The sequence below is a fragment of the Acutalibacter sp. 1XD8-33 genome, assembly GCF_003612555.1.
In the GTDB taxonomy this organism is placed as follows: domain Bacteria; phylum Bacillota; class Clostridia; order Oscillospirales; family Acutalibacteraceae; genus Acutalibacter.
The window spans coordinates 309382-321192 of sequence record NZ_RAZF01000001.1 but is presented as its reverse complement, the minus strand read 5'-3'; the positions used below and the strand labels follow the sequence as shown (position 1 = coordinate 321192).

10 protein-coding genes are annotated in these 11811 nt (G+C 60.0%); 2 read left to right on the top strand and 8 right to left on the bottom strand.

Translation table 11 applies throughout. The annotated features are described in order from the left end of the window. Positions 1-547: 547 nt before the first annotated feature. The 8 genes from D7X94_RS01510 to acpP form a co-directional block, all read right to left on the bottom strand. Complete coding sequence (locus D7X94_RS01510) at positions 548-1447, bottom strand: ribokinase (RefSeq protein ID WP_120425912.1); 900 nt, start codon at positions 1445-1447, stop codon at positions 548-550. 536 nt (positions 1448-1983) lie between these two features. Further along, positions 1984-3036: an ABC transporter permease gene (locus tag D7X94_RS01505; protein WP_199714980.1), complete on the bottom strand. Its 1053-nt coding sequence runs from the start codon at positions 3034-3036 to the stop codon at positions 1984-1986. Then, entirely contained in the window at positions 3029-4540 is a 1512-nt protein-coding gene (locus D7X94_RS01500) for a sugar ABC transporter ATP-binding protein (RefSeq protein WP_120425911.1), read from the bottom strand. Before D7X94_RS01500 ends, D7X94_RS01505 begins: the two co-directional genes overlap by 8 nt. Before the next feature lie 402 nt (positions 4541-4942). Beyond that, on the bottom strand, positions 4943-5983 hold the full coding sequence (locus tag D7X94_RS01495) for an ABC transporter substrate-binding protein (protein ID WP_120425910.1): 1041 nt from the start codon (positions 5981-5983) through the stop codon (positions 4943-4945). A 618-nt stretch (positions 5984-6601) separates the two neighbouring features. Next, a complete protein-coding gene (locus D7X94_RS01490) occupies positions 6602-7771 on the bottom strand; it encodes an amidohydrolase (protein WP_120425909.1) in 1170 nt (389 codons plus the stop codon). A 57-nt stretch (positions 7772-7828) separates the two neighbouring features. Then, on the bottom strand, positions 7829-8227 hold the full coding sequence (locus D7X94_RS01485) for a Mini-ribonuclease 3 (protein WP_120425908.1): 399 nt from the start codon (positions 8225-8227) through the stop codon (positions 7829-7831). An 11-nt stretch (positions 8228-8238) separates the two neighbouring features. Continuing rightward, entirely contained in the window at positions 8239-9510 is a 1272-nt protein-coding gene (gene obgE / locus D7X94_RS01480; protein WP_120425907.1) for a GTPase ObgE, read from the bottom strand. A gap of 296 nt (positions 9511-9806) precedes the next feature. After that, positions 9807-10040: an acyl carrier protein gene (gene acpP / locus D7X94_RS01475; protein ID WP_120425906.1), complete on the bottom strand. Its 234-nt coding sequence runs from the start codon at positions 10038-10040 to the stop codon at positions 9807-9809. 236 nt (positions 10041-10276) lie between these two features. Between acpP and D7X94_RS01470 the strand changes: the two genes are divergently transcribed. Beyond that, positions 10277-11158, top strand: coding sequence for a shikimate dehydrogenase family protein (locus D7X94_RS01470; RefSeq protein ID WP_158590845.1), 882 nt, complete (start codon positions 10277-10279; stop codon positions 11156-11158). Next, positions 11155-11703: a shikimate kinase gene (locus D7X94_RS01465; protein WP_120425904.1), complete on the top strand. Its 549-nt coding sequence runs from the start codon at positions 11155-11157 to the stop codon at positions 11701-11703. The genes D7X94_RS01470 and D7X94_RS01465 overlap by 4 nt, the downstream gene beginning before the upstream one ends. Positions 11704-11811: the final 108 nt, after the last annotated feature.

Below are 11811 nucleotides of genomic sequence, written 5' to 3'. Positions count from 1 at the left end.
GTTAGGCCCCTTGTGGGGTTTGGGGCAAAGCCCCAAGGTCTTATCCTTGTCCTTAACACCTGAGAAAATAACGCAGGAGGGTAGCATAAACGTCCCGGTGGGACGTTTTGCGTAGGGGACCCTCGTCGGGGGGCGCTGGTCTCCGCTGGAGACCGTCAAGCGCCGACCGAGCCGGCAGGCGAGACCCCCTGTTTCGCTTTGCATTTGCAAAGCGAACGAAAGCTCCATAGCGCAGGCTGGTTCCGGTTTCCAGGGAAACCCCCGGCGAGGGTTTCCCTCTGAAAGTCTCCACTGGAGACTTTCATTCACCTTTCCTGCGCTATTTTTCTCAGGCTATAAAAGGGCAAGGTCGTGGGCCTGCGCGGCCCACACCCGCGCCAGCTTAAGACCAGCTGGACCGGTCAATGTGTGGAGCTCTGCGCTCTCAGCCAGCTGAGCGCACGAGCGTACCAGCCAAAACGCGATCTGGGCCTGTTGAAATCTAGATACGCTATTGCGCCCCAAAGGCCCCCTTCCACTCAAAAAAACAGTTTCACAAAAAAACAAACTAAGAGCGGCGAGCCAGCTCGTTCTCCAGCTCCTCCCTGGTAGGGATGGAGTCCGCCGCGCCTGGCCGGGCCACGCTAAGGGCCGCCGCCAAGCTGGCCCGCACCATGCACTCCGGGAGGGGACGGGCCTCCATCAGCCCGGCCAGGAAGTACCCGGTGAAGGTGTCCCCCGCGCCGGTGGTATCCACAGCCTTGGCGGGGAAAGCCGGTTGGAACACCGGCTCCCCTCCCCCGGCGGGGAAGGCCACGCTGCCCCTTTTTCCCAGGGTGACCACCAGGGAGACCCCCGGCCAGCGGCTGTGGACGGCCTCCCAGGCGGCCTGGGGCTCTCCGCTGCCGGAGATCTGCTCCGCCTCCACCTCGTTGACCAGGAGCCAGCTGAGCTTGGCGAAATCCACCCCGGTCAGCCTCTCGTTGTAGGGAGAGGGGTTCAGCGCCAGTATCATGCCCCGCTCGTGGGCCAGATCCACCAGCAGGGGCAGGTTGTTGATCTCGTTCTGGAGCACCAGATAGTCCCCCGGCCCGAACTGGGAGAGGGCCTCTTCGATTTGGGCCCGGCTCACCTGCTGGTTGGAGCCGCCGAACAGCAGAATGCAGTTCTCCCCGGATGGGGCCACCTGGATCACGGCGTTGCCCTGGATGGCCTCCACCCGGCGGAGGAAGCGGGTATCCACGCCGTTTTTCTCCAGCAGGGCGGCCAGCAGTTCTCCCCCCGCGCCCACGCATCCCCCATGGTATACCGGGGCCCCCGCCCGGGCCAGGGCCACCGACTGGTTCAGCCCCTTGCCCCCGGGGTTCACGCTCTGGGAAAGGGCGCTCAGGGTTTCGCCCGGTCCTACGAAATGATCCACCTGATACACATAGTCCAGATTCAACGAGCCAAAATTCAGTGCTTTCATAGTTGTCTCCTTTCACTGGAAAGACCTTGGGGACTCCGTCCCCAAACCCCTGCCACCTTTGAAAAGGTGGACGAAACTTTTACTGTCACTCCTCATTTCATTCGTCGTGAACGTTTTGCGGTTTTCGCATAGCCACAACACATTGCGCGGTCCAGGGGCGGGGAAAATCGCCAGCGGCGATTGTTCTGACCCGACCGAACCGGCAGGTGAGACAGGCCCCTGGCAGGGTGTGGGACAGCGTCCCACGGTCTTGCCCTTGACCTTTACTCCTGAGAAGCGCATTTTTTGAAGTGGTGAATAATAGTTAATGCTCGCTGCGCTCGATTAACTATCCGAGTTTTGCTTCGCAAAACTCATGTCACACCGCGAAGCCTAGCCTACGCCTCGCACTCGCTTGGCGCGGTGTGCTACCCCCGCGGGCGCGAGGCCTTCCCTCCGGCCAAAGGGCCGTTCGCGCCATATCATATCACCATATAATAGCAAGCGCACTTGAAAATCGGTCCCGCCGGATTCCAAGTGCGCCTTTTTGTGCCGCTCTAATTCTTCTCTTTCCGCTGCAGAAGCACCGCGCCGATGATGATGGCCCCCTTGAACGCCGCGCTCAGGTAGGGGTCCACGCCAATGAGGTTTAAGAGGTTGTTCATCACCGCCACAATCAGCGTGCCGAACACCGTGCCCACCACAGAACCCCGGCCTCCGGACATGCTGGTGCCGCCCACGATCACCGAGGCGATGGCATCCATCTCGAAGCCGCTGCCCGCACTGGCGTAGTCCATGGAGCCGATCCGGGAGGTCTGGATGATGGCCGCCACGCCCACCAGGAATCCCGTGAGGGCGTAGACCCGGCGCTTCACCTTCCGCACGTTCACGCCGGAGAGGCGGGTGGTCCGCTCGTTGGAGCCAATAGCGAACACGTACCGGCCAAAGGTGGTCTTTTTGGAGATGATGTACATGGCCGCCGCCAGCACCGCCCAGTAGATGATGGGCATCAGCTGCTGGCCCCCGATGCTCAGCCGGGCGATGCTCTTATAGGCCTCGGGCAGCTCGGTTTTCTGGGTTTTCATGAAGTACTGGGTGACGCTGCGGAGGATCTGCATGGAGCCCAGCGTGGCGATGAAGGGCGGCATCCTGCCGTAGGAGATGAGCAGGCCGTTGCCCTCGCCCAGAAGACTGCCCAGCGCCAGGGCCAGCACCAGCCCCAGAAGGATGGCCGGAACGCCCCCCAGGCCCATGCCCGCCAGCCAGCCGCTCTCTCCGGTGTTCAGCAGCACCATGATAAAAGCGCCCACCGTCACGTAGACAGAGCCCACCGACAGGTCGATGCCCCCGGAGATGATCACAAAGGTCATGCCCAGGGCGATGATGCCGATGCCCGCGTTGCCCCGCAGCAGGGAGATCCAGTTCTGCAGCCAGTTCTGGAACCACTCTCCCATGGAGCTGAAGCTGGTGTTCATGCTCAGGGCCACGGTCTGCACGATCACCATCACGATCAGGGCGATGCCCGTGCTGAACAGCGGGTTGCTCCGCCACAGATCACGCAGCCGCAACAGCACCCCCATGGCCCCCGATTTCTTTTCCACCTTATCCATTTTGTTGAACCCCCTCATTTTGAACTGATCCGCCTGTTGCCAACCGCATAATCTCTTGATCGGTGATCTCTTCCCCAGAGAGCTCCCCCTGCACCCGGCCGTGATACAGTACCAGAGCCCGGTCGCACAGGCGGATGATCTCCTGGGCCTCGCTGGAGAGCACCACCACTGCCACACCCTCCTTTGCCAGGGCCAGGATGGTATCGTAGATGTCCTCCTTTGCCCCCACGTCCACACCCTGGGTGGGGTTGTCAAAGATGAGCACCTTGGGCCCGGCGTTCAGCCACTTTGCCAGCACCACCTTCTGCTGGTTGCCGCCGGATAGGCTGCCGATGGCCTCCTTCTCCCCGCCCATCTTGATCTTCAGCCCGTCCGCCTGCCGCCGGAAGTCCTCCCGCACCTGGTTCCAGTCCAGGAAGCCCAGGCGGGACTGCTTCGGCCATGTGACGATGGAGCCGTTTTCCAGGATGTCCAGGTCTTTGATGATGCCGTTCTCCTTCCGGTCCCGGGGCACATAGCCGATTCCCAGGGCCACCGCCTGGGGAGTGCCGTGGACAGCGACCGGCTGGCCCTCCAGATAGAGCTGTCCGTGATACTTGCCGCCGCTGCCGAAAACCGCCTGGAACAGCTCACTGCGCCCGTCACCCAAAAGCCCAGTAAAGCCCAGCACCTCTCCGGCCCGCACAGAAAAGCTCACGTCCGAGAAATACCGGTCCTGACTAAGGTTCTCCGCCCGCAGCACCTCCGGGCCCAGCTCCCGCTCCTGGCGCAGGGACTCGGTACGGACCTCGTGGCCCACCATATGCCGGGCCAGCTCGTCCACATTGGTGTCCTCCACCTGGCCCGAGGCCACCATGGCCCCGTCCCGTAGCACAGTATAGCGGGTACACACGGCCATCACCTCCTTCAACTTATGGGAGATGAACACCATGGCAACTCCCTGGGCCTGAAGGGTGCGCATCATGTCGAACACCCGGTCGATCTCCGGGTCGGTGAGGGAGGTGGTGGGCTCGTCCATGATGATGATGGAAGCGTCCATCAGCAGGGCTCGGGCAATTTCCACGATTTGTTTATAGGAGGCGTCCAGGTCCCGGACCATGGTGCGGGGATCCAAGTCCACGTCCATCCGCCGGAACACCTCCCGACAGCGGCCGCACATGGTTTTGGAATCCAGCAGGCCGGACTTGGTTTTTAGCTCCCGCCCAATGAACATATTCTCGAAAATGGCCAGATCGTTTACCAAGTTCAGCTCCTGGTGAATAAACCCAATGCCCGCGTTCAAAGACTCCGCGGGCGTTCGGAAGCTCACCGGCTGGCCATCCAGGGAAATCCCGCCGGAATCCGCCGGGAGCACACCACCTAAAATATTCATCAGGGTGGACTTGCCGGCGCCGTTTTCTCCCAGCAAAGCGCAGATCTCTCCGCCGCTGACGGCAAAATCGATATTTTTCAGCACGTCATTGGCGCCAAAGGATTTATAGATGCCGCGCATTTCCAACTTCATAAGCTATCCGACCTTTCCTTTTGGAAAAAGGCTATGACGAGTGCGCCATAGCCTTTTTGTGTAACCAATTGTCTCAACGCTTAGGAAACTTTTTGAAAAAAGTTTCCTAAGAACCTTCAAAAACTTTTTCCTCGAGATCAAAACTCGCTGGTCCGGCAATCTTCCCACCCGAAACCAAGCCACGGCAGGATCTAGAGCTGGTAAGAGGAACGTTCCCTAAAAGAACTTCAAAAACTTTTCCTCGAGATCAAAACTCGCTGATCCGGCAATCTTCCCACCCGAAACCAAGCCATGGGGGGGTCTGGGACTGGTATGAAGAAGGTTTCCTAAAGAACCCTCAAAGCCTTTTCCTTCGGGATCAGAACTTCCTAACTCAGCAGGCCTCTCACCTGGAGCTCTGGCTTAATAGGGAGAGCTCTCGTCCAGATAATCCGCACAGTTCTCCCGGTCCACCACAGTGGTGGGGATGATCTTCTCTTTGTCCACAGTCTCACCCTTCAGCAGGGAGACGGCCATGTCCACAGCGTCCTTCACCATGTCCGGGCTATACAGGGCGGACTGGATCCAGATATCCTGGTTCTCGGGCATCATCTTGAAGTACTCCTGGCACCCGCCGCCGCCGGTGACCACCTTGATGTCGGTGCGCTTGGCCTCGTCGATGGCCTGAAGCACGCCGATGGAGGTCTCGTCGTCCATGGAGAACACGGCGTCGATCTGGCTATTGGCGTTGAGTACGTCGGCGAAGTCCTTCAGGCCGTCGTCCCGGGTGAACTTGGTGGAGTAGTACTCGATCTCCATGTCGGGGGCGATCTCCTTGATCTTGTCGTCAAAGCCCTTCTTGCGCAGCTCGGACACGGAACCGGAGGAGGGAACCTCCAGCACCACTACCTTGCCGGTGGTACCGATCTTGTCCACAATATACTGGGCGCTCTGGGTGCCCATATCCACGTTGTCGCCAGCCACATGGTACACGCCGTCCACGTCGATGACGATGTCAAAGTTCACCACCGGGATACCGGCGTCCACCAGCTCCTTGATGGGATCCTCCATGCCCTCCCACTGGGGGAAGGCCACCACGGCCTGCACGCCCCAGGTCTTGAGCTCGTCGATCTGGTTGGTCATCTCCTCGGCGTTGTTGCTGGTCAGCAGCTTGTAGTCCACGGTGTCGCTGAGCTCCTCGCAGCGGGCCTTAGCGTGGTAAGCCACGCCCGCCACCCAGCCGTGGGTGACGGCGGGAGCCAGGATGCCGATCTTGAACTTCTCACCGGTAGCGGTCTCAGAGGACTCCGCCCCGCTCTCTTCGGAACTCTCCTCCTTGGAAGCCTCGGACTGGGAAGAGGACGACTCCTGGCTGGAAGAGCTGGAGCCGGAATTGTCCCCGCAGGCCGCGAAGCAGGCGCAGATCATCGCCAGCGCCAGCAGCAGTGCAAGTACTTTCTTCATGTTTGTTTTCCTCCTTTTGGGATAAACCTCGAATGAATTCCACAGGACTTTTTTCCTGTGTTCCCCAGTATTATAGCAAACCCTTCCGGAAAATGCAAGAGGAATCTCAAAAGAGGGAGCGGCCGAAGCGCGTGTTTTTTATGGGCGCGTGGGTGCGCAGGATGGCTGGTTGCGGAGCACACGGCCAGGCGGGCCTTTCGGCTATGCGCTTCCGTTCGCCGCTGGCTTACTCCGGGACTAGGAAACTTTTTTCTCAGTTGCAAAAGAGATTCATCTCGCACGGCGAGATGAACTCTCCGTTTCCTCTTGGCGCTTTGCGCCAATTCACCTTCAAAAAATGCGCTTCTCAGGTGTTAAGGTCAAGGGCAAGACCGTGGGACTCTGTCCCACACCCTGCCAGGGGCCTGTCTCACCTGCCGGTTCGGTCGGGTCAGAACAATCGCCGCTGGCGATTTTCCCCGCCCCTGGACCGCGTAATATGTTGTGGCTATGCGAAAACTCCAAAACGTTCACGACGAACGGAGTGAGGAGTGGGTAAAGTTTTCGTCCACCTTTTTCAAAAGGTGGTGGGGTTCTTAGGGGCAACGCCCCTAAGCCGCCGGAGGCCGCCCCACGGTCTTATGCCCGATACACGATCCTGCCGTCGATCATGGTGCAGACGGTCTGGCACTGGACGTCCCGGAGGGGGTCCCCACGGTAGATGGCCAGATCCGCGTCCTTGCCAGGTTCCAGGCTTCCTACCCTGTGGGCGATGCCCGTGATCTCCGCCGGGCTGATGGTGACGGCCCTCCAGGCCTCCTCCTCGGGCAGACCCGCCTGCATGGCAAGCCCCGCGCACAGGGGCAGGTAGCCCAGGGGGATCACCGGGGCGTCGGTGATGATGGCCAGCTTCAGGCCGTGCTCCGCCAGCACCCTGGGGGTGTCCCAGGTCTTGTTCTTCAGCTCGAACTTGGACTTAGATCCAAAGGTGGGCCCCACCAGACAGGGACGGCCCTCGGCGGCCAGCTCCTCCGGGATGAGATGCCCCTCGGTGCAGTGGTCCAGGGTGATGTCCACACCGAACTCCTTGGCCACCCGCAGGGCAGTGAAGATGTCGTCCGCCCGGTGGGCGTGGGATTTCAGGGGGATCTCCCGGCGCATCACCGGCACCATGGCCTGGAGCTTACAGTCGTAGTCGGGCTTTTTCTTGTTTTCGGGGTCCTTCTCCCAGGCGGAGAGCTTCTCCTCGTAGTCCCGGGCCTTAGCCAGCAGGTCCCGCAGCAGGGCGGCGGTGCCCATGCGGGTCATGGGCATTTTCTTCGAGGAACCGCCATAGCAGCGCTTGGGATTCTCGCCCCAGGCGATCTTCATAGCCACGGGATCCTTTACCACCATATCGTCCACCCGCCGGCCGCAGAGCTTCACCGCCAGGAAGGTGCCGCCAACCACGTTGGCGCTGCCCGGCCCGGTGACGGCGGTGGTCACGCCGTGACTATAGGCCTCGAAAAAGGCCTCGTCCATGGGATTCAGGCCGTCGATGCCCCGCATCTGGGGGGTGACCGGGTCGGTCATCTCGTTGTAGTCCGCCCCCTCGAAGCCGATGGCCTCCTCGTCCAGGCCGATGTGGCAGTGGGCCTCCACAAAGCCGGGGGCCACCAGACAGCCCTCCGCGTCGATGACCTGGGCGTCCGACGGGGCCTCCACCTCCGTCCCTACGGCCAGGATCTTCCCGCCGTCGATGAGTATCTGCCCCCGGGGAATGTCCGGGCCCGCCATGGTTTTTACCCTGCCATTTTTGATGAGTATCATTTAAGAATAAACCCTCCTGAAAAATAATTATGTGATTCGAAAAAAGTAGTTCAGCAATTACGCGGAAAGCATAATGAGCCCGAACAGCTCCCGCACCCGCTGGATTTCCCCCCTCAGATACAACCATCCGAACAGCGCCTCCAGGGCTGTGGCCCCGTGATAATCCGCCGTGCTGGCATTTTTAGGCACATGACCCACATGGGCGTTCCGCCCCCGCAGAGCCACCGCCTGTTCCGCCTCTGAAAGGCCGGGCCAAAGAGTCCGCAGTGCCTGGGCCTGGGCTCTGCAGCACACCCACTCTGTTTTCCGCCGATGGAGCTTCTTCACCGGGCAGCTGCCCTCTTCCACCAGGATTTCCCGGCAGAGCAGGTCAAAGACCCCATCTCCCACAAAGGCCAGGTCCAGGGCGCTTAGCTGTCCCGGGTCCTTGCAGGAACGTCCCAAAACCGTTTCCAAGCCCCATCCTCCTATTCCACAAAGTCAAATTCCAGCCCATAGATGTCCACGGTGTCTCCCTCGTCGCAGCCGGCCTCTCGCAGAGCGTCGATCACCCCTGTCTGAATCAGCACCCGCTGAAAATACTGGAGGGATTCGGAATCGTTAAAATCTATGGTGAGCATAATTCGCTCCAGCCAGGGGGCTTCCACCACATAGACTCCGTCCTGATTAACCACCTGCACCGCGCCCCGCTCCAGCTCCTCCACAGGGGCCAGCACCGGCGGCTCCGGCTCATACCGCAGAATGGGCGGGAGCTTTGCGAGCTCGGCCGTGACGGCGTCTAGAAGGGCGTCCACCTGCTCGTTGATGGGGGCGATGATGGGGAAGAAGCGGTAGCCCTGCCCCTCCACAAAGGCCCGGAAGGCCTCCACCTGCTCCGGCTCCGCCAAGTCGCACTTGTTCCCCGCCACCAGCATGGGGCGCTCCGCCAGCTCCGGGTTGAACTTTTCCAGCTCGCGATTGATGGTTTTAAAATCCTCTTTAGGATCCCTCCCCTCACTGCCGGACACGTCCACAATGTGCACCAGCATCCGGCACCGCTCCACATGGCGCAGAAACTGGTGCCCCAGGCCCTTGCCCTCCCAGGCGCCCTCGATAAGCCCGGGGATGTCCGCCATGACGAAGGAACGACCCTCGCCCTGGCGCACCACTCCCAGCACCGGGGTAAGGGTGGTGAAATGGTAGTTGGCGATGTTGGGCTTGGCCTCGCTTACCACGGAGATCAGGGTGGATTTGCCCACGTTGGGATAGCCCACCAGGCCCACGTCCGCCAGGAGCTTCAGCTCCAGCTGCACCTGGATCTCCTGCCCGGGCAGGCCGGGCTTTGCGAACCGGGGCACCTGCCGGGTGGGGGTGGCGAAATGGGTGTTGCCCCAGCCTCCCTTGCCGCCCTTTGCAATCACCTGGGGCTCGCCGTCCCAGATATCCGCCAGAATCCGGCCCGTCTCCGCCTCCTTGACCAAAGTTCCCATGGGCACCCGCACCACCAGATCCGGGGCGGACTTTCCAGAGCACCGCCCTCCCCGGCCGTTCTCCCCCCGCTGGGCGATGTATTTGCGCTTATAGCGGAAGTCTGCCAGGGTGGAAAGGTTGCTGTCCCCCTGAAACACCACATTGCCTCCCCGGCCGCCGTCGCCGCCGTCGGGGCCGCCCGCCGCCACGTATTTCTCCCGGTGGAAGGAGACCGCGCCGTCCCCGCCGTCCCCAGCCTTGACCAGAATTTTTGCGATATCAATAAACATAGTGACCTCCCTTGTTTTTTGCCTCTATGACCTAAATTTTCTTTTCGTTTTCCCGAACCCTCGGGATCACTTTGTAATAGAGGTTTGTTTTTTTCAGGGATACCCCATCTTCGCCAAATATTTCTGCGGTATTCCCGCTCGCACACACTTGGCTTTTAGTAAAGTATAGTTTATTTTAAGTATACCACATTAAACATGGCGGCGGGCTGTCATGTTCAAAAAATAATCGGGATAATCGGGCAAAACAAAAAGCCAGGGCAGAAACTCTGCCTCTGGCCAAACCGCCGGCACTGGGCTCAATCCTTGGCGTGGCTCTCGATGTACTCCACCAGGGCTCCCACGGTTTTGATATTTTCCACCTCTTCGTCGGGGATCTCTACCTCAAAGTCGTCCTCAATGGTCATCAGCAGGTCTACCACGTCCAGAGAATCGGCCCCCAGGTCGTCCTCCAGAAGGGTATCCGGGGAGATTTCGCTTTCGTCCACGCTAAACTGCTCGCTGAGTATGGCCTTGATTTTTTCCAGTACCATCTTTGCTGCCTCCTAAAAATAATCTGATTTTCTTTTTGGCCAGGGGACTTGGCCCTTGGAAGATATGGACAAACCCGGTCCCCCTGTGGTATAATGATGGCGCGAAAGAGGAACCGCGCCGGGCGGGAAGCCCCGGAGCCATATCCGTCCCTCTCATTGTATTGACTGCGCGCCTCTTTGTCAACCATGTAATGGAAAAAATTTTGTGAACCGGGCAAAAAAAGGAGATGGAACCCTTGAAAATACAGAAAGCGGCGGTGATCGGGCACCCCATTGGGCACACCATGTCGCCCTTCATCCAGAAAAGGCTCTTTTCCCTTTCTGGTATTCCTATGGAATACCAGGTGCTGGACGTGCCAGACCTGGAGGCCGCTTTGCCGGAGCTGCGGAAGCTGGACTGCTTTAACATCACCATTCCCCACAAAAGCGCCATAATACCCTTCCTTGAGGATCTGTGCGAGAGCGCAAGGCTATGCGGTTCGGTGAACACGGTGAAGGTGGAGGAAGGCAAGCTCTATGGATTCACCACCGACGGCGCCGGCGCGGCGGTTTCCCTGGCCATCCACGGCCTAGATTTCCGCCGGAAGATGCTGGTGCTGGGCAACGGCGGCGCGGCCAGGGCCGTGGCCTTTCAGGCGGCTATTCAGCAGCCGGATTTCAACATCACCATCGTCCACCGGGAGGGCTCCTATGAGAAGGCCATGGAGCTCGCCGGCAAACTGGCGGATTTTGCCCGGAACCGGGGGGACCGGAATTTCCTCGTCACGGTGAAAAGCTACCAGGAGCTGGAGGAGGACAAAAGCGGGCGGTATGATCTGCTGGTGAACACCACCAGCGTGGGTATGTATCCCCACCCAGATGCCAGCCCGGTGAGCGGAGAAGTGGTGGCCCGATGCGGCGCGGTGTTCGACGCGGTGTTCAATCCGGCAGAGACGAAGCTGCTCCAGCATGCCCGGAACCAGGGAATCCAGGCAATCGGCGGTATGGGGATGCTGGTGTGTCAGGCGGCATACTCTCACAAGATCTGGTATGACACGGAGTTCCGGAACGAGGACCTTCTCCAGCTGATCGACGACGCCCAGACGGAGCTTGGCAGGATTTTCGGGGGCCGGCCATGAGGGGCAACGTCATTCTCTGCGGATTTATGGGCTGCGGAAAGACCAGCGTGGGCCGCAGGGCGGCGAAGCTGATGGGCCGGGAATTCTGCGACCTGGATCAGTATATCGAAGAGCGGGAGGGCTTAACCGTCTCGGAAATTTTCGCCCGCTTCGGCGAGGAGGGCTTCCGCCAGCGGGAGGCCCAGGCAGTGGAAGAAGTGGCGGTGAGGCCCGGGCTGATTATTGCCAGCGGGGGCGGCACGGTTTTGGCAGAGAAAAACGTGAGCGCGTTCCACCGGGCGGGGGGGATGATCGTGTTTTTGGACACGCCTCTGGCCGCCCTGCAAGAGCGGCTGAAAAATGATAAGCGCCGCCCTCTCTTGCAGGTGCCAGACCGCCGGAAGGTGATTGCCCAGCTCCACGCCAAACGCAGTCCCCTGTATCACGCCGCAGCGGATGTCACGATAGACGCCGGGGCTCCTCCGGGAACAGTGGCCAGACGGTTGGCCGCGCTGGATTTTCCCTTTTCAGAAAAAAAACTTGACAATGGCCCTAAATCAAGGTAAAATAAAAATAATCTATGGGATTGAGGCAGTCGAATATGAGAGTTTCCCACGCAAAGCGATTTTATTATTACTTTAGCCTGCGATTTATGCGGGCTTTTTTGGCGTGGA

What these genes read in the sequence shown, in the direction of transcription:
- D7X94_RS01510 (WP_120425912.1), bottom strand. Translation starts at nt 1,447, where the DNA reads ATGAAAGCACTGAATTTTGGCTCGTTGAATCTGGACTATGTGTATCAG.
- D7X94_RS01505 (WP_199714980.1), bottom strand. Translation starts at nt 3,036, where the DNA reads ATGGATAAGGTGGAAAAGAAATCGGGGGCCATGGGGGTGCTGTTGCGG.
- D7X94_RS01500 (WP_120425911.1), bottom strand. Translation starts at nt 4,540, where the DNA reads ATGAAGTTGGAAATGCGCGGCATCTATAAATCCTTTGGCGCCAATGAC.
- D7X94_RS01495 (WP_120425910.1), bottom strand. Translation starts at nt 5,983, where the DNA reads ATGAAGAAAGTACTTGCACTGCTGCTGGCGCTGGCGATGATCTGCGCC.
- D7X94_RS01490 (WP_120425909.1), bottom strand. Translation starts at nt 7,771, where the DNA reads ATGATACTCATCAAAAATGGCAGGGTAAAAACCATGGCGGGCCCGGAC.
- obgE (WP_120425907.1), bottom strand. Translation starts at nt 9,510, where the DNA reads ATGTTTATTGATATCGCAAAAATTCTGGTCAAGGCTGGGGACGGCGGG.
- acpP (WP_120425906.1), bottom strand. Translation starts at nt 10,040, where the DNA reads ATGGTACTGGAAAAAATCAAGGCCATACTCAGCGAGCAGTTTAGCGTG.
- D7X94_RS01465 (WP_120425904.1), top strand. Translation starts at nt 11,155, where the DNA reads ATGAGGGGCAACGTCATTCTCTGCGGATTTATGGGCTGCGGAAAGACC.